We start from the raw sequence: 24,334 nt of genomic DNA on the forward strand, positions 1-24,334 counted from the left end.
GTTTGTGACTCGTTGGTCATCAACCGACGTTGATCGGCGGATAGCAACCGAAACGATCGGTTAACAACGGATATTCCCTGGCGCTGGGTAATTCAAAATGCCACCACTCGCTGGCAATGCCGCAATACCCGCCCGCCTGCATCACTGCGTTCAATAACAGGCGATTACGCTGTATCGACGCCGGTAAATCGGGATAGAAGGGATGCGAGCGTTCATTCATTTCATCAAACGCCGCGCCCATGTCGAGAGCATTGCCATGTTCATCCAACAACGTGAGATCAATAGCGACGCCACGGCTGTGATGCGAGCCAAGACGAATGTCCATCACGTATTCAGGATTGGGAAACGCCGTCCACAAACAGACTTGCGCCTGTTGCGGGCGATAAGCGTCAAAAATCTTCAGATTGAAACCGGCCAGTCTCGCAACGTTGGCACAGCGCACCAGCGCTTGCGCAGCATCCGGGTGTAACAGGCAGCGGTATTCACGGTAAATCGGTTGTCCGGTCAGGTTATCGTCGGTGGCGTATTTCAGATCGATAACCACCTCCGGCAACAACGCCGCGACATCCACCAGTTCCACCTTGTCACTTTTCTTCATCAGACTGTTTTGCGTCACCGTGCATTCCTTATTCATCACATCAGTTTTATTCGGGTTACGTCTTATTTGGGTTAGCAAGATTGCCCCCTTGTCGTTTTTGGCTGGCGCCGCGGTTACGATTCAAATTGGCCGAACTGTTTTTGCAGCGTTCGATTTTCCGCCAGCCGCTGTTCGGCCTCGCTGCCGCGCAATTCCAATACCGCCGAAGTCAACAGGTTGAACAGGCAACTGAGCGGCGCCAGCGAATCCCAGAACTGACCGGTATCGGTTTTCACCTGAAGCAGATCCACCGGATAGTCCCGCGCCCACGGACAATAGACGTCGGTAATCAATGCCAGCGACAGACCGCGCTCACAGGCGGCGTGACAATATTTCTGCGCCACCACCGAGTAAGCGCGCGTATCCGTCACCACCAGATACGGGTTGGCGAATTCCGAATTCAGCGATTCAACATAGGTTCCCGATAACCCATCGGCGAAATAAACCTTGGGACGCAGGTATTCAAGATGGCTGTAAAAAGCATTGGCGATGCCACGGGTGGATTGAATGCCCAGAATGAATACCGCATCGGCGTCGGCCAGCCGGCCACTGATGCGGGTAAACATCTCTCCCTGGGTCAGTTGGTAGACGTGATTGATCGCATCCAGTTCCAGCGCCAGCGCCTGTTGTAATTTCTCCTGCTGCGGTTGTTGTCGGCGCTGCTGATACACGCCCAGCCGGTCCGTCACCAGCCACGGCTGATAAAACCCGCCGCCGTTCTGCTGGCGCAATGTGCGTTTAAAATCATCCAGATTGCGGTATCCAAGACTGCGCAGATAGCGGCCAACCGAAATGCCGCTGGTAGCGGCGCTGCGGCCAATACTGTCTGCGGTTTCAAATGGAACCTGCGCCAGATTAGCCAGCAGATATCCGGCAATACGTTTGCCGGTTGGCGTTTGTCCGGCAAACGATGCTTCAATCTGTGCAATTACATCGTGATTATCAGCCATGCCTCATCCCTTGTTGTTTTGCTATCAAAATCAACCAGATTGTTATTTAGCTAACAAAGCATGAAGCGTGCCAATTATCTTTTTAGAATTAATTCATTTAGTAAACAGAATGTTATGGAAAGATGGGTGTCATTACATCGGGTAAGATCGGAGGATAAGAAGGGAAAAGCGAGCAAGACTGCACAATAACAAGGCAGTTGCCCCAGAAGTTAACAATCCACAACATCACGATAACGCCCCTGGGGAAACCGTTTTTATCTTAACCTTTCAGGCGGCGGGATGCTTTTGCGCGTACTCGGCGCTGTTAATCCATTGATGCGCGCCTTCCCAGCTAAAGCGCCACTCCCGGACGGGACCGGCCATCACGTTCAGATAATAGCTGTCATAGCCCGCGATGGTCGCCACCGGATGATAGCCTTTAGGCACCATCACCACATCCCGGTCATAGACCGCCATGCTTTCATCCAGTGAACGATCGTCGGTATAGACGCGCTGCATGCAAAATCCCTGTGGTGGATTAAGCCGGTGGTAGTACGTTTCCTCCAGATAGGTTTCATGCGGCGGATTATCCTGATCGTGCTTGTGGCTGGGATAGGAACTGGTGCAGCCTTCATCGGTATACACCTCGACCACCAGCAGACTGTCCGCCGCATTATTTTCCGGCAGGATATTGTGTACATAGCGCCGGTTGTTGCCGTACCCGCGTTGCTCGGCATCAATGTCCGTCGGTGCAATCAGGCGGGTTGGATAGGTTCCACGACCCGGCGCGCAACAGACCGCCAATTCCAGCGCCGTGTGCGCGGTTACCGTGATGCTTTCTCCTGCGGTGACGTAGACCGCGTATGGTTTTCGGCGTTCAAACGGGTTCATGCGGTCACCAATATTTTCAAAACATTCGCCCGGCGTGACGACCGTCGCCTTTCCCCCCAGCAGCACCAGACAACGTTCATTGTCTGTTGCAGGCAGTAACAGCGTTTGCTCCGCCGCCAATTGAAACACTTCAAACCCAACGTATTGCCAACCTGCGCGTTGCGGCGTAATTCGTTGGATACAACCCTGTTTATCCGGGGCGTGATGACGGGATAATAGTTGAGACATCGTGGGCTCCTTAACTGATGACGCCTGCAAGGTGAAGATCGACGGGCTCATACCTTGCAGAGCAGCCTGATACCGGGATGAAGCCGATATCAGGCGGAAAATCTTGTGATCAAATCAACCCGGCCTGCTGAGCGAAGCGTTGCAGATTATTGTAGCCCAACGTGGCATACGTCAGCGGGTGCGCTACAGAAGGATCCTGCTCCGCTTCCACCACCAGCCAACCTTGATAATGATGTTGTTTCAGAATATTGAACACTGCGGGATAATCGACGCAACCGTCGCCGGGTACAGTGAATACGCCGCTGAGCACCGCATCCAGGAAGCTGGTTTTGCGATTTTTGACATCCTTCAGCACATCCGCGCGAATATCTTTGCAGTGCACATGATTGATGCGTTTAATCCAACGTTCAGCGACCGCCACCGGATCGGCGCCGGCAAAGGTCAGGTGACCGGTATCCAGCAGCAAGCCGACTTCCGGCCCGGTATGCTCCATCAGATTATCCACATCTTGCGCGCTTTCGATAACGGTTCCCATGTGATGATGATAGGCGATTTGCACGCCCTGACTCTGGGTGTAACGCGCAAACTCGGTCAATTTCTCCCCGTATTCGCGCCAACGTTCGGCGGGAAAACGGGGACGCAGATGAACCGGCTGTTGCTGGTCGCCATGAATGGCGCCGGTGACTTCCGCAAATACCATCACCGTCGCGCCCAGTTCACGCAATAACGTCAAGTGATCCTGCACTGCCGCGATCTCTTCTTCCACCGAGCGAGTCAGCAACTCGCCGGAATACCAGCCGGAAACCAGCTTGAGGTGATGCGCCTGCAAAATCGGCCCCAGCACGTCAGGTTTTCGGGGAAATTTATTCCCCAGTTCAAATCCGGTAAAGCCTGCCTGACAGCCTTCGTTCAGGCAGGTTTCCAGGGGAGTTTCCGCCCCCAGCGAGGGTAGATCGTCATTCGTCCAGGTGAGTGGATTAATACCAAGTTGAACGGCCATAGTCATTTCCCTTAATCATACTGGTGAGGATGTCCAGCTACCCGCGCTGACGCCATAAGGCAATCAGTTGCAGGTAGTTATGTTTAATTTGTTCAATCAGTTGTTTATCGTCGATCGCGCCTTTCAGCCACTGTTGCGCGGGTTGGGCAAACAGCGTGCGTCCGACGGCAAAGCCTTTCACAATCGGGAAGCCGACGGCGGCGTTGAACCCCTGACGCAAACTTTCCAGCGGGGCGTCCAGCCCCAAAATCACCACGCCGCGGCAGTATGGATCGCGCTGCGCCAGAATCGGCGTCAATTGCGCCCATCCGCTGGCCGACAGCGGCGGCAACTTCCACCAATCAGGGCGGATGCCAAGGTTGTAGAACCGCTGGATCGCCCGCAGATAGAGTTCGTCGCTGTGCGGCATCCCGGTCGGCAGAATGACTTCCAGCAACAGTTCGTGACCGGATTTACAGCAGGCCTGATACACCTCCATCACTTGCATTTCCTGCTCGCGCCGCAGCGCGTGATTGTCTTCCGGGTGGAAAAACACCAGACATTTCACTACGTGCTCCAGCGGCCAGTTGATCAACTGTGAACCGATATTGCCGCATTCCATCGCCAGCGGACGCGATCCCGGCAGTTCAATCGGTCGTCCAATCCACCAACCCTGGCCAGTAATGTCGTTCAGCGCATCCTGCCCGAACGTGCCGTCGCACAGCAGCCCGGATTTGCCTTCCAGCCCGGCTTGCCGAGAGGTTTCGTAACTGGCCTGAAGGATCAATTTTTTAAGCGCCGGGAGGCGACTCATCGGCGCGCCGCAGTTCAGCGCCATATCTTCAAGCTGGCTGCGATGGTCAAAGGCCATCACACACAGTTCATGCCACTGTTTACGGCGCGTCGTGACGCGATGCAGATGGTTCAGTTCGCTATCCAGGTCGGGACGTGGAACCTCGGACGCTCGCGCCAGATAGTTATCCAGTTCAATCCGGCTTGGCATGGCGGGCGCGCAACCATGGCGAGACACCACCAGCGCTCCGCACGCATTGGCGTAAACACAGGCTTTCTCCCAGCCTTCGCCGCTGAGATAACCGCGCAGCAGACCGGACATAAAGGCATCGCCTGCGCCCAGCACATTCAGGACGTCCACCCGCACGCCCTTGATGGTGATGCCTTTATCCAGATGATCCGGGATAATGTCGGTAAACACCGAACAGCCCAGCGCGCCGCGCTTACAAACCAGTTCCGCCTGTGTGTGCGCCCGTACCGCGCGCAGTGCCTGTAACGTATCGGTACTGCCGCCCGCGATATGAAACTCCTCTTCGGTGCCGACAATGACATCAAACAACGTCAGCACCTGCTGCAATTGCTCGGTCACCTGTTCGGCGGCGATAAAGCGCGTTTCGCCATCCCCCAGCGAGGTCAGCCCCCACAATACCGGACGATAGTCGATGTCCAGCACCGTCTTGACGCCGTTGCGCCGCGCATAGCCCAGCGCGGTCAATACCGCTTTACGCGTGTAGGGATGCGACAGATGCGTGCCGGTGATCGCCAGACAGCGGGAAGAAGCGATGTAGTCTTCCGTAAAATCCTCTGGCGCAATGGCCATATCAGCGCAGTTATCGCGATAGAAAATCAGCGGGAAGGTTTCACGATCTTTAATGCCCAGCAGCACTAGCGCCGTTAGCCGCTCTTTGTCGGTAATCAGATGACTGGTATCGCACCCCACCTGATTTAGCTCCTCACGCAGAAACCGGCCCATATGTTCATCGCCGACCCGCGCCAGCATCGAAGAACGCAAACCTTGCCGGGCGGTGCCGTAAGCCACGTTACCAGACGATCCGCCAAGATATTTGGCGAAGCTGCCCATATCTTCCAGACGCGAACCAATCTGCTGCCCGTAGAGATCGACAGCCACCCGTCCCATGCAGATCACATCAAATGTCTTTTCCTTACTCATACGTCAACACCCTGTAAATAAAAAAGAAATTAAATTAGATTGCTGACAGGCCCATCAAACGATGGTGGACATTGATCCCATCAGCCAATTTCGTCTACCGTCACCCAACGTGACATCTGGTGTGACAGAACAATGGCGTCCAGAATGCGTGAGACTTTCCACCCCTCTTCAAAATCCGGCCACAGCGGTAGATCGGCGGCAATACCGTCAATCAGATCACGGACTTCCACCGTCTTTTGATCGTTAAACCCGATACCATGTCCAGCGCCGCTACAAAACGCCGCATAATCCGGGTGCAACGGGCCGATCAGCAGGGTACGGAATCCCTGGCGATGCGCGGGATCATCCTGGAGAAACAGTTTCAATTCCGCCATCCGCTCCTGAGTGAAACTCAGCGCGCCTTTGCTGCCGGTGACCACATAGGTCAGCCCCATTTTGCGTCCGCAGGCAATGCGCGAGGTTTCAATGACGCCGCGCGCGCCGTTGGCAAAGCGCACCAGGGCGTGCGCCTGATCTTCATTTTCCACCTGCACCCATCGCGTCGACCCCGCGTGGGAAGGCCGCTGTGTGATCACGGTTTGCAAATCGCCACATACGCTATCGATGTCGCCCACCAGATACTGCGCCATGTTGACGATATGCGCTCCCAGATCCCCCAGCGCGCCCAGACCGGCGGTTTCCTTGCAACAGTGCCAATCAGCAGGTTTGAACGGTTCGCACAGATAATCCTCGTTATGGGCGCCGTAGAAATGCACAACGTCGCCGATCTCGCCGTTGGCGATGATCTCTTTCGCCAGACTCGCGGTCGGGTTCTTCATGTAATTGAACCCCACCAGCGTTTTCACCCCGGCCAGTCGCGCCGCGTCCACCATTTCCCTGGCATCCGCCGCATTCAGCGCCAGCGGTTTTTCGGCGTAGACGTGTTTACCGTGGCGGATCGCCGCCATCGCCATCGCCTTATGCAGGAAGTTAGGCGCGCAGATGTCCACCACATCAATCTCGGGATCAGATACCAACTCACGCCAGTCGCCGGTAGAACGCAGAAAACCCAACTCCCGCGCACGTTCGTCCGCCCGCTCCGGCGACACGTCGGCGAGCATGGCCTTGACCAGCGCTCCATTCAGGGGAAACACCGTCGGCGCCTGTGAATAAGCAATGGCATGCGCCCGTCCGATATAGCCTGAACCAATCATCCCAATACGAACCGTTTTCATATCAGTCTCTGTCTGTCAGATGGCGCCGCGACGACTCTTGGCGTAGGTATCAAACGCCACCGCCAGAACAATAATCAGACCGGTGATAATCTGCTGGTAGTAGGCCGAAACATTCATCAGCACCAGACCGTTAATCAGAATCCCCATGATGATCGAACCGATAATCGTGCCGCTGATACGACCATACCCGCCCATCAACGAAGTGCCGCCGATCACCACTGACGCGATGACGCGCAGTTCAAATGTAATGCCGGCGACCGCTTCCGCGCTGCCCAAACGGGCGCTGAGAATAAAGCCCGCTAGCCCAGCCAGACAACCGATCACCACATATACGCTCACCAGCACCCGTTGCACATTGACTCCCGCCAAACGTGCGGCTTCCGTATTGCCGCCGATGGCGTAGACGAAACGCCCCCAGCGGGTTTTATGCAGCGCCAGATAACCCGCCAGCGCCACCAGCGCAAAAATCCAGATGGGTACGGAGATGCCCAATATTTCGCCACGTCCCCACCAGCGGTATCCAGCATCAAATCCGGCGATTGGCGCGCCATCGTTTATGACCAGCGTCAAGCCGCGCCAGATGGTCATCCCGCCCAGGGTGACGATGAACGGCGGCAGGCGCAGGCGGGTAACGCCCAACCCATGTAAAAAACCAATCAGCGTCCCCACCGCCAGACAAACGCCCAGTCCAACCAGCCAACTCATGCCGTACCAGGCATCGGGATCGACGGTGGTGAAGTTATCGCCTTTGATGATTGAGGCGGCTGTTATCGCGCAAACCGCCAAAATGGAACCCACAGACAGGTCGATGCCTGCCGTCAGAATGACGAAGGTCATCCCCACCGCCATAATGCCGTAGATGGAAACCTCGGTGAGAATGTTGGTGATATTACGTTCGGTCAGAAAATTGCTGTTCTGAGACTGAAAGAAAATCAGCAATAAAATCATAAAAATAAACACACCAAAACGCTCAAAAAACGCAATGGGATCGAAACGTCCAGGATTGCTGGACGGTACGCTGATCTTAGAAAGCGGCTGCTGCGACATGCGTCACCTCCGTTATGCTGCCTGTTGTGCATCGTGACAGATGGCCATCATGGTCATCAGTTTCTCTTCGGTGGCGTCATCGCCATGAATCTCTCCACTAAGACGCCCTTCGCTGAGCGTGATAATGCGATCGGAAATCGCCAGGATTTCCGGCAAGTCGGAAGAAATAACAATCACGGCCACGCCTTGCCTGGCCATATCGAACAACACCTGATGCACTTCGGATTTGGTGCCGACGTCAATCCCGCGCGTCGGCTCATCAACGATCAAGACTTTCGGATTGAGGGCCATACAACGAGCCAGAATCACTTTTTGCTGGTTGCCGCCGGACAGTTTGCGCACCTCTTGCTGGCTATCCACCATTTTGATGCGCAGCGCCTGACGGTAGGATTCAATCAGTTGATCTTCCTTGCGGGTATTCACGAACCAGCGCCAGCGCAGCAATGAAGACAAGCTGGACAACGTGATGTTGTCGCGGATGGGTAATCCCAGCACCGCGCCCTCTTTCTTACGATCCTCAGGAACCAGCGCGATGCCCTGCGACAACGCATGCATGGGATTAGTGGGGTGATAGGGCTGACCGTCCAGCAAAAACTCACCAGTGGTGAATTTGTCGGCCCCGAACAGACAACGAGCAATTTCGGTTCGTCCTGCGCCCACCAGCCCGGCGATCCCCAGCACTTCCCCTGTATGAACCTGAAAACTGATATCGTTCAGCGCAATACCGTGCGTATCCAACGGCGGTTTTTCCCGGCTGAGCCCGTTGACCGCCAGCCGCACCGGTTTATCCAGATGATGCGTTTCACTGGCGGGACGACGGTTGAATACCACATCACGCCCCACCATCAGGCGGATAATCTCTTTGACGTTAGTCTGCGCCACCTCCCCTGAACCGCTATAGCGACCATCCTGAAAGACGGTGAAGCGATCACACAGTTGGAAGACCTCATGCAAACGGTGCGTCACGTAGATTACGCTGACGCCTCGGCCCTTCAACTCGCGTACCACGCGATGCAGACTTTCTACTTCGCTGTCGCTGAGCGCGGCAGACGGTTCATCCATCACGATCAGACGGGCGTTAAGGGTTAATGCTCTGGCGATTTCCACCATCTGTTGCTGCGCAACGCTCAGACGCGCGACTTGTGTGGTCGGCGCGATGTTCAGTTGCAGATAATCCAATACCGCTTTGGCTTCCTGATTGACTAAGGACGTTTCCACAAACAGCTTGCCGCGACAGGGTTCGCGCCCCAGAAACATATTCTCGGCCACCGTCATATTCGGCAGCAGATTAAATTCCTGATAAATGGTGACAATGCCTTGCTTTTGCCGTTCGACGGGAGAATCCTGCACCGACAGCACTTTCCCGCCGAACCATATATCGCCGCTGGTCTGCGGCTGCGCGCCGGCCAGCGCTTTCAGCAATGTTGATTTACCAGCGCCATTTTCTCCCAACAGAGCATGAATTTCCCCCGGCATAACAACCAATTGGGCTTTGCTCAAGGCCCAGACGCCGGAAAAGCTTTTGGTCAGGTCGGTAATTTTCAGTAAGGGTTGCATGATGCTTACTCTCCTCAATTACAGGCTTTCTTCCAATACAGGCTTTCCTGATCAATCGTTCCGGCCCGCTCGGTTTTTCCTGCCCGCTCCCTCATTTCCGCCGCTAGTTGATCATTCCCGCGCAGGCAAGGATCGGCGCTCGGCGCATCAGCGCTCCGCCTGAGCGGGAATAACGGAAAGGGGCCGGTAAGCTATTTACCTGCTTTGTTTGTGTTGCCCGCTTCGCTAATGCGCTCAGCGTCATTCAGGTTATCTTTGGTAATCATGTTCGGTGGATAGTCGGCGCCGGTGATGGGCGTCTGGTTGCGGATATTATTGGTCAATTGCGTCAATGCGGTTGTCACGGCGTAGCCTGGACGCTGATCGGCGGTCACCGTCAACCAGCCTTCCCGTACACGAGCCAGCGCTTCCGGCACGGCATCAAAGCCGGTTACCATTATGTCGCCGGGTTTCAGTCCCTGCCCCTGCAACGCTTCAATCGCGCCCAATGCCATGTCGTCATTGGCGGAAAGAATCACCTGCGGACGCTTCGGCAACGATGGCAGAACGCTTTCCACAATGCGCATGCCTTCGGAACGCATCCAGTTACCGGTTTGATCGGCGACAATGCGGTATTTGGCGCCGCCTTCCTTCAGGCTGTCACGAATTCCCTGAGTACGTTCGATATTGGAAGAAGAGCCAGGTTGCCCGGTCAGCAGAATGATTTCGGCACCGTCCGGGAATTGGGTTTTGACATAATCTGCAATTGCCTGACCGCCTTTGTAGTTATTGGCGCCAAAATGTGGCACGACTTTTTCCGTTTTCACGGAGCGATCCAGTGTGACTACCGGCAAATTGGCTTCCTGAATTTCGGTGACGGCGCTGGATACCGCATTCACATCATTCGGCGACACCACAAAGCCTTTCGCGCCACTTGTGATCGCGTTTTCCAGATCGGCAGCCTGTTTCGGCGAACTGCCCTGACTATCAAGCACTTGTAAATTCACGCCCAGTTCTTTGGCGGTTTTCACGGCAGTGCGCTGCATGTGAACTTCGAACGGCAAGGCTAGGTTGGGCGTACTGAATACGATCGGCTCATTCTGCGCCTGAGCAAAACCGGAAAGACCAAACGCGAGGGAGATAGCGGTCATGTTGATTATCTTTTTCATGCGTCTTTTCTCTGCATTAATGGTAGGTGTAGGGTATGAATCGCCGGTCGGATTACAGCGTGATCGCTTTGCCCTGAACCAACGATTCCAACGCTTTATCCGCCAGATAAAGCGCGCGTTCGCCGTCCAGCCCGGTGCATTCCGGCTGAACACGGCCATTGAGAACCTCGACAAAATGGTTCCATTCAGCGACATAAGCCGATTGATAGCGTTGCAGGAAGAAATGCTCAGGTTTCGCCGCCAGACAGCCGTCGTCCGTCCACTGCTCCACCACGTTTTCACGAATATTGCCGGCGCTCAGTACGCCTCTGGCGCCGTGCAGTTCCAGACGCTGGTCATAGCCATAGCCGGAACGACGGCTATTGACGATGGTCGCCATCGCGCCGGACGCAAATTTCAGCACCACAAAGGCGGTATCAATATCCCCCGCCTGTCCGATCGCCGGATCGACCAGATTACTGCCCTGAGCGAATACCGAAACCGGCTCTTCCCCCATGATGAATCGGGCCATATCGAAATCATGAATGGTCATGTCGCGGAACATGCCGCCGGAAACACGAACATATTCAGCCGGCGGCGGCGACGGATCGCGGGAAACAATCAGCAGAGATTCCGCTTTGCCGATATTTCCCGCTTCAGACAGGGTTTTCACCCGCCGGAACTGCGGATCGTAGCGGCGGTTAAAGCCGACAAATAACGGCACCTGCTGTTGCTCCACCACTGTCAGACAATCCCGCACGCGGGCGATATCCAGATGTACGGGTTTCTCACAAAAAATGGCTTTGCCGTTTTTCGCCGCCAGTTCAATCAGATCGGCGTGGGTATCCGTTGCGGATGCTATCAGCACAGCGTGAACAGCGGGATCGCCCATCACTTCATTGATGGTGCGCACCTGGGCGTGATAGCGCTCGGATAAGGCCTGGGCATTGGCTGGATTGGGATCAACCACGGCATAAAGATTGGTTTCTTTGTGTTCAGTGATGTTCACGGCATGGACCTGACCAATACGACCCGCGCCCAATAAAGCGATGTTAAACATAAAGGCTCCCTTGATAGCTGAGTTACTCATGCAATTTGTTGTACCCGCTATCTTTCAAGTTGCTGATTTCACATCGTCGATTGCCAGTGTGCCGACCGGCTGCAATTTAAAATCGATGGGGTACAAATACCGTAAGATGGAAAACGGAACCACGATTGACAACAGGCTTGACTACACGTTTCCCTACCTTGTTCTTTAGCAAAATGCCTGACAGTCAAAATAAAACATTTATTTCAGTTTTAGTTAATTTGAAAGTTATGTTTTTGCGTGTCAGTTAACATTTCCGTGACAGATTCAATAGTTTTTGTAATCAAAATCACACATTAGATGAAATACAGAAACAAAAAGGGCAAAAAATGAAGGAATCATAGGAGAAGTGGATAAATCATGGAAATTGCTATCGACAAGCAAAAATGAAACATACGTTCCATTTTTACTTGTCATCCCGCCAGTGGCGAGCGGGAAGGCAGACTATACTCCCGTAGACTACGCTCCTGTAGACCATGCTCCTTAGAAAACCATGCTCCCCGGCAAACAGGGATCAATACTGCCGGGCATCTGACAATTTATCTCTGACCTGGCGCGCTGCGGCTTCTATCTCAGGGTTATCCGCCACCTGCGCCGTACCGGTGCGCCACCATGATTCATAACCGTGAGTCATGGTCTTAGGCAGAACTTTAATATCCAGCAAGACCGGGCCGGGATGCCGCCGGGACATCGTCAACGCTTCTAACAATGACGCCTCATCATGCACCCGCCATGCTTTACAGCCGTAACTCTCGGCATTGCTGGCAAAATCAACGGGTATCAGCGGCCCGCGCAGTTGTCCGGTGTCCGGGCAACGGTGGCGATTCTCGGTACAGAAACTCCCCATTCCCTGACTCATTTGCAAGTTGTTGATACAGCCAAATCCCGCATTATCAAACAGTAAAACGGTGATTTTTATTCCTTCCTGCACGGCGGTTTGCAGTTCCGTGTGCAACATCAGATACGAGCCGTCCCCCACCATCGCATAAACCGGCTGTTCCGGCGCGGCCAGACGCGCCCCGACCGCGGCGGCGATTTCATACCCCATGCAGGAGTAGCCGTACTCCAGATGATAACTATCCGGCGTGCGAACCTGCCAGAGACGCTGTAAATCCCCTGGCAACGACCCCGCTGCGCCGACGATAATGGCATCGTCTTCCAGCTTTTCGTTCAGTAGCCCCAATACGCGCGTTTGCGTCAGGTGAGTATCCAACATCCGGCGGTACTCATCGAGCTTATCCGCCAGCCCATCTGCCACTTCTGGAACCAGTTCGCCCGAATCTTGCAAGGTAAACAACCGTTGTAGTTCGGTTTGCCACACCGATCGCGCCTGCGCGATCTCATCCTGCCAGCGACTGCGATAGTTCGCAGCAGTCAGACGCAGGGACAACGCGTCCAGCCCGACGCGCGCATCGGCAATCAGCGGCAGCGCATCCAGTTTCAGCGCATCAAACTCGGCGACGTTCAACAGCAGAAACTCAACATCCGGGTGCTGAAACAGGGATTTCGAACCGGTGGTGAAATCGGTTAACCGTGTGCCGACGCCAATCACCAGATCCGCGTCCCGCGCCAGTCGGTTAGCGGCCAGCCCGCCGGTTACCCCAATACCGCCGCAATTAAGCGGATGTGACGATACCACCGCCCCTTTGCCTGCCTGCGTTTCAGCGAAAGGAATCGCGAACTGCTCCGCAAATTGCCGTAACGACGTATGCGCGCCGGCATAACGCACGCCGCCTCCGCAAATCAACATCGGCCGCTGCTTGCGCCGGATCAGCGCAACAGCCTCTTCCAGTCGGGCGACATCAGGAGGACGGCGTTCAATGTGATGCACGCGTTTACGGAAGAACGCGGCGGGATAATCCCAGACCTCCGCCTGGACATCCTGCGGTAGACACAGCGTCACCGCGCCGGTATCCGCCGGATCGGTCAATACCCGCATGGCATTGATCAGCGCACTCATCAATTGTTCCGGTCGGTTGATGCGATCCCAATAACGGGAGACGGGTTTAAAACAGTCGTTGGTGCTGATAGAAACATCGTGATACTGCTCAACCTGCTGCAATACCGGATCCGGTTGCCGGCAGGCAAACAGATCGCCGGGTAGCAGCAGCAGCGGAATACGATTGGCGGTGGCGGTCGCGGCAGCCGTCACCATATTCGCAGCCCCCGGCCCGACTGATGAAGTCACGGCATATATTTTCCGGCGCAGATGTTGCTTGGCGAAACCGATGGCGATGTGAGCCATCCCTTGCTCATTACATCCCTGATGTACCCTAAGATGACCGGCCTCCTGTTCCAGCGCCTGACCGATGCCAAGTACATTGCCATGCCCGAAAATCGTCATCACCCCATGCACAAACGGGGTTTCCTCACCATCCACACTGACGTACTGCTGGTTAAGAAACCTGACCAGCGCTTGCGCCATGGTCATTCGTAGCGTATCCATTGTGTGCTCCTTCGTATGAGCGCTTTTTTGAAGATGCCCGAAACGATCAATCACTCCATTGTCGGCATCACGAAGCTGCTGTTGTGTTGTTCAAGACGCACGCTGGCTGGCCAGCGACTGGTGACGGTTTTCATTCGGGTATAGAAACGCACGCCGTCATTACCATGAACATTCAGCGGCCCGAAAATAGAGCGTTTCCAACCGCCAAAGCTGTGGAATGCCATCGGCACGGGGATCGGTACGTTGACCCCCACCATCCCGGCCTGTACTTCTTCACAGAACTGCCGCGCCGTTTCACCATCGCGGGTGAAAATCGCCGTACCGTTGCCGTACTCGTGATTGTTGATCAGCGTTACCGCCGTCTGATAATCCGGCACGCGCATCACTGCCAGCACCGGTCCAAAAATCTCTTCACGGTAAATTTTCATTTCCGGCGTCACGCCGTCAAATAATGTCGGGCCGATAAAATAACCCTGCGGATGGCCGTTTACCGACAGCTTGCGGCCATCAATGCGCAATGTGGCGCCCTGATCTACTCCACTTTGGATATAGTCGGCAATCTTGCTCTTATGCTGAGCCGAGATAACCGGCCCCATTTCATTCTCCTGCCCTTCGACCAGGCCGGGGCCGACACGCATGGCGCGGATCTGCTGCTCCAAACGCTGACACAGCGTCTCCGCCGTTTCATCGCCTACCGCAACCACGACGGACAACGCCATACAACGTTCGCCCGCCGCCCCAAACGCGGCGCCCATGATAGCGCTGGTCGCCATCCTCATGTCCGCATCCGGCATCAGGATACAGTGGTTTTTAGCGCCGCCCAGCGCCTGACAGCGTTTACCATGCGCCGACGCCGTTTGATAGATGTACTCCGCTACCGGCGTTGAGCCGACAAAACTCACCGCTTGAACCCGCGGATCGCTCAGCAGCACATCAACCGCCTCTTTGTCGCCTTGCACCACATTGAATACGCCATCCGGCAACCCCGCTTCCTGCAACAGTTCCGCCAGCATCACGGACAGCGACGGATCTTTTTCCGACGGTTTGAGCACAAACGTATTCCCGGTCGCCAGCGCAATCGGGAACATCCACATCGGCACCATCGCCGGGAAATTGAACGGCGTGATCCCCACGCATACGCCAAGCGGCTGCATCAGCGAGTAGCTGTCTACGCCCGTTCCCACGTTGGCCGAATGCTCGCCTTTTTGCAGATGCGGGATGCCGCAGGCAAACTCCACCACCTCCAGTCCACGCGTCAATTCCCCTACCGCATCGGAATAGACCTTGCCGTGCTCCTGCGAGATCAGCCGGGCCAGCGTATCCATCCTTTCTTCCAGCAGCGCTTTGAAACGAAACAGAATACGCGCGCGCCGTAACGGGGAATATTTCGACCAGGCGGGGAAAGCGGCCGCCGCCGCCCCAATAGCCTGTTCCACCTCGTCGGCGCGACACATGACAACCTGACGAATCTGCTCGCCCGTCGCCGGGTTATAAACCGCTGCATAGCGTTGACTGCGGCTGGCGACGACAGCACCCTGAATAAAGTTAGATACGGTTTCCATGTTTACACCTCTGTGGGTTCTAAAGGAGGACAAAGGGCTGATAACGGATTACAGTATATGAAATGAACGTTTCATTTTATAAAAAAATAAAATAAATGTTGATTATTGTGATCTGCTACGAATTTTTATGTAAACTGAGTTCAGCGCTTAGGGATGCGACAATCCGGCGATTATCACCACTTCATCTGTCGAGCCGCACTGAACCATATGTTCTGTTTCCAGCCCCCAGAATGAAAAAAACAGTTGAGATAACCAGCTATCAGGCACTGCCAACCCACCTGATATTGAAAAATAACGGGCTGAGATAAATTCTTTTGGGAGAGTACAAATTATGGCAATGGCGACCAGCCTGAGAGAGTTGCAGGAACAAATCCGCGATCGTTACGATACGCTGAGCAAACGGCTACAGCAGGTCGCTCACTATGTGCTTGATAACACCAACAGTATTGCGTTTGATACCGTGGCCGTGATCGCTGAACGGGCCGACGTGCCGCCCTCAACCCTGATCCGCTTTGCCAATGCGTTTGAATTCAGTGGGTTCAACGAGATGAAACAGCTATTCCGTATGAATCTGGTGGAAGAAACCGCCAGCTATACCGATCGGGCGCGGTTGTTTCGGGCGATGGAGTCCGACGCAATACCGGAAACCCCGCTCGATATCCTGCATGAGTTCGCCCGGTCGAACTCACAGGCGATGCAGCAATTGGCCGCCCGGACGCCACAGGGCGATCTGCAAAAGGCCGTCGATTTGCTGGCCAGGGCGGACACGATTTATGTCGTGGGCCTGCGTCGTTCATTCAGCGTCGCCACCTACCTGACTTATGCTCTCAGTCATCTGGAAAGCAACCCGGTGCTGGTCAACGGGCTGGGCGGCATGTTCCGCGAGCAACTCAACCGCGTGGGTGAAAAGGATATTGTGGTTTCCATCAGCTTTTCGCCCTACTCCGAGGAAACCCTGATGGTCAGCGAGATCGCGGCGAAAGCCGGTGCACGGCAAATTGTGATCACTGATAGTCAGATCAGTCCGCTGGCAACGCTCAGCGATGTCTGCTTTGTGGTCAAAGAAGCGCAGGTAGACGCCTTTCGTTCACAATCGGCCACGCTGTGTCTGGTGCAATCGCTGATGGTTTCGCTGGCCTATCAACAGGGAAACGGCACAAAAAGCGGGGAAGAAAAACAGCATCGCGCCTGAACGGATTTAGCGGTCTGCGATAAACAACTGGCGCGGCGCTTGCGTCAACCGCTGATGTCCTTGCTCGGTAATGGCGATCGTTTCGCTGAATGCCAATCCTTGCGCATAAATATACATATGGAACACCATACCGGATTTCAGACGCCATTCCGCGTTCGGTAGGAAGACACGGCTGAAATCGCTGGTTCTTGGTGAGAAGCGCGGGTAATAGCCCAGTGCATAACCGGTAATACTGGCATAATCCTTCCGAAATCCAGAGGTTATAACAGCATCACGAGCCAGGCTATCGATATCTTTGGCGACTACTCCGGGTTTCATCGCCGCAAATTGTTTATCCTGAATAGTAATTAACTGTTCGGCCAGTGCCTTCTGCTGCGGGGAAGCTTTGCCAATTACGATAGGCCGCATCAACCGGGCGCTATACCCATGTTTAAATGCCACAAGCTCCGTATGTAAAATATCGCCTGAAACTAATGGATGATTATATAAGTTTCCATGCAAGAAACTGTTTCCCTCGCCCAGAGTAATAATGCCGCAGCGGTTGGAGTCAACCCCGTTGCGCATAAAGACCTGATGAACGACACTTGCAACGTCACGCCCCGTTTTGCCCTCTCTAACCTCAGATACAGCAGAAGATAACGCCAGATCACAGGCTTTTGAGGCATCAGAAAGATATCTGATCTCCTGTTCGGTTTTACATTCCCGCAATAGCTCCAGCACACCAGAGAAATCCCGAAAGGATTGTTCTGGGAAACGGTTTTGTAAACGATTAAAACGTTTTACCGTCATGTTGTATGAATCAAAGTCCATCCCGACATTCAGCCGATCCCAGCCACGATGCATAATCGTATCAATAAGAATATCAACCGGGTCCTGCCAATCAGAGAAGGTCACCGTATCAGTAACCCAACTATTTTCCTGAAAGGTATGCGCATCCATCGCGCGGAATATCATCACCGGCGCATCCTGCAATGTGAGTAAACATGCCCGATACAGATTCTCTGAAATGCCAAATCCGGTGAGATAATATAAAAACTCAGCTTGATCGACGATCAATAACTCAATGTTTTTCTGTCGCATGTAGGCACGAACAATTTCAACCCGTTGATGATACTCTTCTGGCGTAAATATTATTTCGTTACAACTATTCATCTTATCCCCATTAATTTACCGGAACATAATTATCGTTTGGTCATGAGATTCGCTGTTAGCAACATGACCATCGTAATCATAATTAACAATACGCTCACCGCGGCTATAGTCGGTTCTAATTCAAATTGAATGTTATTCCATATTCTCACCGACAACGTCTGTGCATTATTACCCGCCATAAACATGGCAATAAGCAATTCATCAAAAGAACTGAGAAAAGAAAATATCGCGGCGGATATCATGCCCGGCGCTGCAAGCGGAAAGGTAATGCGTCTGAGCACGGTAAAGTTGCCGGCCCCCAGACTCATGGCGGCGTATTCAAGCTGACTGTCGATCCCCTGTAAGGTTGACGAGATAATGATCGTCGCAATAGGGAGAGAGATAATGGTATGCCCGATAATAATAGCGCCAACGTTGTCAATCACATCAATGGCGGAAAAGAAAAAGAATAACGATAGCGCTGAAATAATATTGGGAACAATCAATGGAAGCAATATTAGCGCATAAATAATGCGCTTCCCTGCGAAATGAAAACGCACCAATGCGATTGCCATCAACAGGCTTAAAAACATTGCCAATATGGTCGAGATAAACGCAATACGAAAACTCAACCATAAAGAGTCCAGCCATTCGGCATTGCTCAATACTTTCTCCATCCAACGCAGGGAAAATCCGCTTGGGGGAAAAGCCAGATAGTTCGCCTCGTTAAACGCCAAAGGAAAAATAATGATAATGGGCAAGGCAAGAAATAACAGCACCAGCATTGAGAGTATTAACGATAAAAAGCCAGGCTTATTTCGATTCATCGTTTCGCCTCAAATAAACGTTCCAGTCCGACAAGTCGCTGGTATAACCAGAATAACAACAGCGTAAACACCAATAATAACGATGACAGCGCCGAACCAAAGCCCCAGTCAAAATAGATTTCAATCTGGCTTTCAATCACCATAGCGATCATGGTCTGCTGCGGCCCGCCCATCAACGCCGGCGTAATGAAAAACCCCAACGCCATAATAAATACCAGTAATCCGCCTGCGGCGGCCCCCGGCAACGAAAGCGGGATCACCACCCGCCAAAAAGCCCTGAGACGTGAAGCGCCAAGGCTTTCCGCCGCACGGAGCAACGTAGGATCAATGCCGCGCATCACGCTGTAAAGCGCCAACACCATGTAGGGCAACAGAATGTACGTCATACCGATCAGCACCCCGGTCGTGGTATACATCAGCTTTAACGGCTCATTCACCAGACCAAGCGCGATCAGCGCGCGGTTTATCATGCCTTCGGTGCCAAGCAGCACCATCCAAGCATAAGTTCGCACCAATACGCTGGTGAAATAAGGAATGATGACAATAATCAGAAAGATATTAGCCCGCCGGGGCGTTAATCTTGCCAAAAACCAGGCAAGCGGATACCCCAGCAGCAATGTACTGAGCGTGACCCATAACGCAGTGCGCAGCGTAATCCACAGCACATTAAGCCAGATCGGTTCATGAATAATCCTCAGATAATATTGCCAGGTGAATTCTGGACTGTAGACGCTAAAACTCAGCATTTTTATCAATGGATAGACAAAGAACGCTGACAAAGCCAGAAGTGATGGCGCCAATAGCAACCAGAGCGTCCGGTTTTTGCGCGACAACGATAACCTCACGACGAGGGTTCCCCGGCAATAAACCATAAATCTTGCGGTTGCCAGCCAAGAGAAACCGTCATTCCAGGCGTCAGGGCTTTTTCCAGATGGATATTCTGAGCCTGAACCAGTAGTTCCGTTGCATCATTGAGTCGCAGCGTCACTTTTACCGTATGCCCCAGATAGAGCACATCGGTGACGATAGCTTTCACCGGTAGTATACCCAATGCCGTCAGACGAATTTTCTCAGGCCGTAATACCGCAAGCACCCGCTGACCAGCAGCAAGGCCCGCTACGCCTCTGCCGCTTATCGCTTCGCCGCTATCCAGCACCACCTGATAGCCATTCGCCTGAACCGACAGAATGCGACCGCCAATGAAATTAGACTGTCCGATAAATTCAGCAACCCGGCGATTAGCCGGTTGTTCATATAACAATTGGGGAGCGTCAATCTGCGCCATCCGCCCATCTTGCATCACCGCCACGCGATCGGAAAGCGTGAGCGCTTCTTCCTGATCGTGGGTGACAAACAATACAGTAGAGCCGGATGAGGTATGTAAACGCTTGATTTCCAGTTGCATATGTTCACGCAATTTTTTATCCAGCGCGCCCAGCGGTTCATCCATCAACAGGGCTTGAGGTTCATAAATCAGCGCGCGCGCCAACGCAATTCGCTGCTGTTGACCGCCGGACAATTCACGCGGCAACCGATGACCTTTATCGGCCAACTGCACTATCTCCAATGCATCGGCAACTTTTTTTCGGATCGCCCCCGACGACTCTCCGCGCATTTCAAGCGGGAATGCCAGATTGCGGGCAACCGAAAGATGAGGGAAAAGTGAGTAGTTCTGAAACACCACGCCCAGATCCCGTTTAGCAGGCGGCATATCGGTGACATCTTTTCCGCCTAATAAAATTCGTCCGGCGCTGGGAGCGGTAAATCCGCCCACCATCATTAACGTTGTGGTCTTGCCCGATCCACTGGCGCCCAGCAACGTAACAAATTCACCCGGCGCAATCGTCAGATTTAGATTATCAACCGCAACGGTCTGACCAAAACGGCGGGTAATACCCTGTAACCGGATTTCCGTTCCCACCTTGCGGGAACGGAATGACAGATTGGCAATACCCATTAAGCCCGGCCCAGAAACCACTGTTGCCAGACTTTACTCACTTGTTCCATATTATCCGCCCACCACTGTGCATCTCTCACAAATGTGTTGGAATAATAAGCTGGGTTAGAGGGTAACTTCACCAAATCTTCAGGGCGCACAAAATCGAAGGCTTTTTTATTGGTCGGACCATAGGCAATATGTTGAGTGAGTTTCGCCTGTACTTTGGGTTGCAGGGCAAAATCAATAAATAACTGGGCATTCTCCGGGTTCGGCGCGCCTTTAACCACACTCCAATACTGCACTTGCTGTTTCGCCTGATTCCATTCAATCGCCAACGGCGCACCTTGATCGATAAGAGTCTGAACGCGTCCATTCCACACAGCGCCAAGCACCGCATCTTTACGTTCCAATAGCTGAGCGGAGAGCGCTCCGGTATCCCACCATTTTGAAATATGTGGTTTGATTTTACTGAGCGAGGAAAAAGCACGTTCGATATTAATCGGATAAAGCTGATCTTTGTCCACACCATCAGCTAATAAAGCAAACTCTAATTCTGTCGAACTTGTGCGCATATCCGCTAAGGTGCGCGAACCAGGAAATTGCTTAACATCCCAGAACTCAGCCCAATTTTTAGGGTGTGATTTCTCACTGAATACCTCGGTGTTATAAACCATCACTGAGGCATAAAGAAGATTGCCAATCATGTTGGGGTGACGCAACTCCGGCATAATATCATTAGGATCGCTGAACTTCATGGCTGAATAATCAATCGGCGCTAATACCCCCGCTTGATCTAGATTAAATTGGGTAATATCGCTTAGATCCAAAACATCAATACTCACTTTACCGGTTTTTGACATTGCCAATATCTGTGAGCCCGTTGATGGTATGACTCTAACATTAATTCCGGTCGCCGCAGTAAAAGGCTTATGTACGGCAGCATCCATCGCATCCTGATAAGCGCCACCCAATCCTCTCACAATGACTTCCTTCTCACCTTTGGCAAACGCAATAGGCATAGAGAAAGCGCCAAGCGCCATACCAGCACTAAGAATTGAACTTTTCTTTATTAAATCACGCCTGGAGGTATTTACATTCTCCTCTATTAAATGCTGTGCACTGGAAAGTTGGCTTTCGTTTTTATTACTCATACTCATTGTCCTTTGATGTATATAACTGAAAACAGCCCTTTCCTGGTGTTAATAACTATATATTATTAATAATTACATTTAATCAAATTCTTATTAATTATTTTATTATCAGTATTTCCCTGGTGTTGACATTTTCCAATGACCGAGCAATTCCCATATTTTATCGGATTCTTGTACTCGTTTTTTTACATTCTCCTTATCTATTACAACCATTTGCGACATTAACCAATCAGCGACAATCATTGTGCCTATCTGAGACCAACGCCCAATGTGTGACATATTGCGAGCAATATAAAGCGTTTCCACCGCCTCTTTTGCTAAAGGAGAAGAAGGGCGATCGGTAAATGCAACAATATAAGCGCCCCGAATACGAGCAAGTTGCATCATTTCAATGGTATATGGAATATAGCGTTCATAGCCTATACCAATAAAAACATCCTCTTCATTGACATGCCTCATGCGATCGGCAACATCGCCCGCTCCAATTTCAAAGACTTCCGCATCCTTCAACACATTGAGTTGCATTGCCAGATAAGAGGCCATGGCATGTGTCGTACCATGTGCGGTTACCCATATACGTCTGGCGGAAACCATTTTTTGGGCAATACGGACAACAGTTTGAGGCTGATTCAACGCTGATGTTTGACTCATTAAAGAACTGCCATTCGCAAAAACATGTTCTTTTAATTCGATATCACTTGATGTGGTTAGAACCTGTTGATATATACCGCTTAATCCGATGTTTTCAATCAAGGCTTCGCCCAAATCCTCACGCAGATGCGCATAACCACGATAACCCAAAGCGCGGGAAAATCTTACTACCGCCGCATCACTGATATCAATGGCATTCGCCAACTGTCTGGCTGTCATAAACGCCACCCGCTCTTTATTGCGTTCAATGTAACGTGCAATAATTTTTTGTGATGGCGTCAGACTCGAAAAACGTTCACCAACCAGCTTTGAGAAATCCATACCGTCCTCATATGACTCATCAACTACAGTAAATTACAAACATGTTGTGTTTGCAACACTAAACTTTTTGTTTTTTTATAAAACAAACCATCAATCACAAAATCCTATTGATTTCCGGCCTTAGAAAGCATATTCCATTGGTAGTAAGCACAAATAATAAATAGCACACTACGACATAAGCCATACATAAAACTGATACTTACCCCACTGAATTAAATAAGCCACAAAAACTTATCATCTATTAAAAAATTAAATAAATCATCTTGTTATCGCCATCCCACTAATAGTGAGAATATACAGGATACGCTCAGGGTCATATGTGTTGTCACATCACACAATAAACGAAAAAACATAATTTCTTTCGCCATTGAATAGAGAGTAATCGGGTTACGCAGGCAATACGATATCGCTGTCCGTCAACCTTCCCATATTGTTGTACATAGCGCAGGCGGCATCAATCACATGCATGGCGATAGCCGCGCCACTGCCTTCGCCAAGCCGCATCCCCAATTGCAGATAAGGCTCCAGTTGTAAATGCCGCAAGGCAATAATGGCGCCTTTTTCCGCCGAGACATGAGAAGGAATAAGATAATCACGCACGGTCGGCGCAATCAGGCAGGCCACCAGTGCTGAGGCATAAGAGAGAAATCCGTCCAGCACCACGGGGCGGCCCGCCGCCGCCGCTCCCAGCATCACACCCGCCATGCCGACCAGATCGAAACCGCCTATCCTGGATAGCACATCAAGGCCGTCACGGGCGTCAGGTTGATTGAATGCAATCGCTTCCCGTACCACCGCCACCTTATGATACAGACGATCACTGGGGAAATTGGCTCCGATCCCCACCACCTGATGCGGATCGCGATTGGTGATAACACTGATGATTGCAGCGGCAGGCGTGGTGTTCGCCATGCCCAACTCTCCCACGCCAAACACCTTGACGCCGCTGGTTGCCTGTTCAATGGTCAATCGCGCACTGGCGCAGAGTAAATCCTCCGCTTGTTGACGCGTCATTGCGGCTTCACGAACGATATTGCCGCTTCCGCGCCGCACCCGCATGTTCACCACACCGGACAGCGGTTCACTGTCAATCCCGACATCCACAACCTTGACTTCAGTATTCGCGCTGGCCGCCAGTACGCAAACACCCGTAATGCCCTTGACCATATTGGCCGCCTGAATAGCCGTTACCGCCTGCGGTGTAATCGTCACCTCTTCGGCATATACGCCATGATCGGCAGCCATGACGATAATCTGTTTACGCTCGACCTGATGACCGGACAAACCACGCATACCCGCCAGTTGGATCGCCAGGGTTTCCAGTCGCCCCAAACTGCCCAGTGGCTTCAGTAAGCCATCAATGCTGGCAGCAGCCTGCCGCATGGCTTGGTTATCCAGCGGAACGATAGATTCAACCAGTTGGGGAAGCGTCAGTTTCGATTGTGTGTGCATAGA

Annotated in this window: 20 protein-coding genes; 1 reads left to right on the top strand and 19 read right to left on the bottom strand. The window is 52.6% G+C overall.

Annotated features, from left to right (window positions below; all coding sequences use genetic code 11):
- Positions 1-19: 19 nt before the first annotated feature.
- The 12 genes from ddpX to NC856_RS03665 form a co-directional block, all read right to left on the bottom strand.
- Entirely contained in the window at positions 20-598 is a 579-nt protein-coding gene (gene ddpX / locus NC856_RS03610; RefSeq protein WP_264089361.1) for a D-alanyl-D-alanine dipeptidase, read from the bottom strand.
- Between the two features lie 113 nt (positions 599-711).
- Positions 712-1,587: a MurR/RpiR family transcriptional regulator gene (locus NC856_RS03615; protein ID WP_264089071.1), complete on the bottom strand. Its 876-nt coding sequence runs from the start codon at positions 1,585-1,587 to the stop codon at positions 712-714.
- A 267-nt stretch (positions 1,588-1,854) separates the two neighbouring features.
- The gene (gene iolB / locus NC856_RS03620; RefSeq protein WP_264089072.1) at positions 1,855-2,685 is read right to left on the bottom strand and encodes a 5-deoxy-glucuronate isomerase; all 831 of its coding nucleotides are present in this window, start codon (positions 2,683-2,685) and stop codon (positions 1,855-1,857) included.
- 109 nt (positions 2,686-2,794) lie between these two features.
- Positions 2,795-3,685, bottom strand: coding sequence for a myo-inosose-2 dehydratase (gene iolE / locus NC856_RS03625; RefSeq protein WP_264089073.1), 891 nt, complete (start codon positions 3,683-3,685; stop codon positions 2,795-2,797).
- Positions 3,686-3,722: 37 nt separating this feature from the next.
- A complete protein-coding gene (locus NC856_RS03630; protein WP_264089074.1) occupies positions 3,723-5,627 on the bottom strand; it encodes a bifunctional 5-dehydro-2-deoxygluconokinase/5-dehydro-2-deoxyphosphogluconate aldolase in 1,905 nt (634 codons plus the stop codon).
- 80 nt (positions 5,628-5,707) lie between these two features.
- The gene (locus NC856_RS03635) at positions 5,708-6,841 is read right to left on the bottom strand and encodes a Gfo/Idh/MocA family protein (RefSeq protein ID WP_264089075.1); all 1,134 of its coding nucleotides are present in this window, start codon (positions 6,839-6,841) and stop codon (positions 5,708-5,710) included.
- Between the two features lie 15 nt (positions 6,842-6,856).
- Positions 6,857-7,888 (bottom strand): ABC transporter permease, encoded by a 1,032-nt coding sequence (locus NC856_RS03640; protein WP_264089076.1) that lies wholly within the window; start codon positions 7,886-7,888, stop codon positions 6,857-6,859.
- A 12-nt stretch (positions 7,889-7,900) separates the two neighbouring features.
- On the bottom strand, positions 7,901-9,448 hold the full coding sequence (locus NC856_RS03645; protein ID WP_264089362.1) for a sugar ABC transporter ATP-binding protein: 1,548 nt from the start codon (positions 9,446-9,448) through the stop codon (positions 7,901-7,903).
- A 188-nt stretch (positions 9,449-9,636) separates the two neighbouring features.
- Positions 9,637-10,575 (bottom strand): substrate-binding domain-containing protein, encoded by a 939-nt coding sequence (locus tag NC856_RS03650; RefSeq protein ID WP_404802306.1) that lies wholly within the window; start codon positions 10,573-10,575, stop codon positions 9,637-9,639.
- A gap of 70 nt (positions 10,576-10,645) precedes the next feature.
- Positions 10,646-11,632 (bottom strand): inositol 2-dehydrogenase, encoded by a 987-nt coding sequence (gene iolG / locus NC856_RS03655; RefSeq protein WP_264089078.1) that lies wholly within the window; start codon positions 11,630-11,632, stop codon positions 10,646-10,648.
- A gap of 541 nt (positions 11,633-12,173) precedes the next feature.
- Positions 12,174-14,105, bottom strand: coding sequence for a 3D-(3,5/4)-trihydroxycyclohexane-1,2-dione acylhydrolase (decyclizing) (gene iolD / locus NC856_RS03660; protein WP_264089079.1), 1,932 nt, complete (start codon positions 14,103-14,105; stop codon positions 12,174-12,176).
- A gap of 50 nt (positions 14,106-14,155) precedes the next feature.
- Positions 14,156-15,667, bottom strand: a complete 1,512-nt coding sequence (locus NC856_RS03665) for a CoA-acylating methylmalonate-semialdehyde dehydrogenase (protein WP_264089080.1) — start codon at positions 15,665-15,667, stop codon at positions 14,156-14,158.
- Positions 15,668-15,998: 331 nt separating this feature from the next.
- Between NC856_RS03665 and NC856_RS03670 the strand changes: the two genes are divergently transcribed.
- Positions 15,999-16,859: a MurR/RpiR family transcriptional regulator gene (locus NC856_RS03670; RefSeq protein ID WP_264089081.1), complete on the top strand. Its 861-nt coding sequence runs from the start codon at positions 15,999-16,001 to the stop codon at positions 16,857-16,859.
- 6 nt (positions 16,860-16,865) lie between these two features.
- Here the strand turns inward: NC856_RS03670 and NC856_RS03675 are convergent, their stop codons facing one another.
- The 7 genes from NC856_RS03675 to cobT form a co-directional block, all read right to left on the bottom strand.
- Entirely contained in the window at positions 16,866-18,011 is a 1,146-nt protein-coding gene (locus tag NC856_RS03675; protein WP_264089082.1) for a M24 family metallopeptidase, read from the bottom strand.
- A gap of 29 nt (positions 18,012-18,040) precedes the next feature.
- A complete protein-coding gene (locus NC856_RS03680; RefSeq protein WP_264089083.1) occupies positions 18,041-18,817 on the bottom strand; it encodes an ABC transporter permease in 777 nt (258 codons plus the stop codon).
- Positions 18,814-19,662: an ABC transporter permease gene (locus tag NC856_RS03685; RefSeq protein ID WP_264089084.1), complete on the bottom strand. Its 849-nt coding sequence runs from the start codon at positions 19,660-19,662 to the stop codon at positions 18,814-18,816. The genes NC856_RS03680 and NC856_RS03685 overlap by 4 nt, the downstream gene beginning before the upstream one ends.
- Positions 19,659-20,774 (bottom strand): ABC transporter ATP-binding protein, encoded by a 1,116-nt coding sequence (locus NC856_RS03690; RefSeq protein ID WP_264089085.1) that lies wholly within the window; start codon positions 20,772-20,774, stop codon positions 19,659-19,661. The genes NC856_RS03685 and NC856_RS03690 overlap by 4 nt, the downstream gene beginning before the upstream one ends.
- Entirely contained in the window at positions 20,774-21,907 is a 1,134-nt protein-coding gene (locus NC856_RS03695) for an ABC transporter substrate-binding protein (RefSeq protein ID WP_264089086.1), read from the bottom strand. The genes NC856_RS03690 and NC856_RS03695 overlap by 1 nt, the downstream gene beginning before the upstream one ends.
- A gap of 108 nt (positions 21,908-22,015) precedes the next feature.
- Positions 22,016-22,879 carry a MurR/RpiR family transcriptional regulator gene (locus NC856_RS03700; protein ID WP_264089087.1) on the bottom strand — a complete coding sequence of 288 codons (864 nt, stop codon included), beginning with the start codon at positions 22,877-22,879 and terminating at the stop codon, positions 22,016-22,018.
- 387 nt (positions 22,880-23,266) lie between these two features.
- The gene (gene cobT, locus NC856_RS03705) at positions 23,267-24,331 is read right to left on the bottom strand and encodes a nicotinate-nucleotide--dimethylbenzimidazole phosphoribosyltransferase (RefSeq protein WP_264089088.1); all 1,065 of its coding nucleotides are present in this window, start codon (positions 24,329-24,331) and stop codon (positions 23,267-23,269) included.
- Between the last annotated feature and the right edge of the window lie 3 nt (positions 24,332-24,334).

This window comes from Brenneria izbisi (genome assembly GCF_025840185.1).
In the GTDB taxonomy this organism is placed as follows: Bacteria; Pseudomonadota; Gammaproteobacteria; order Enterobacterales; family Enterobacteriaceae; genus Brenneria; species Brenneria izbisi.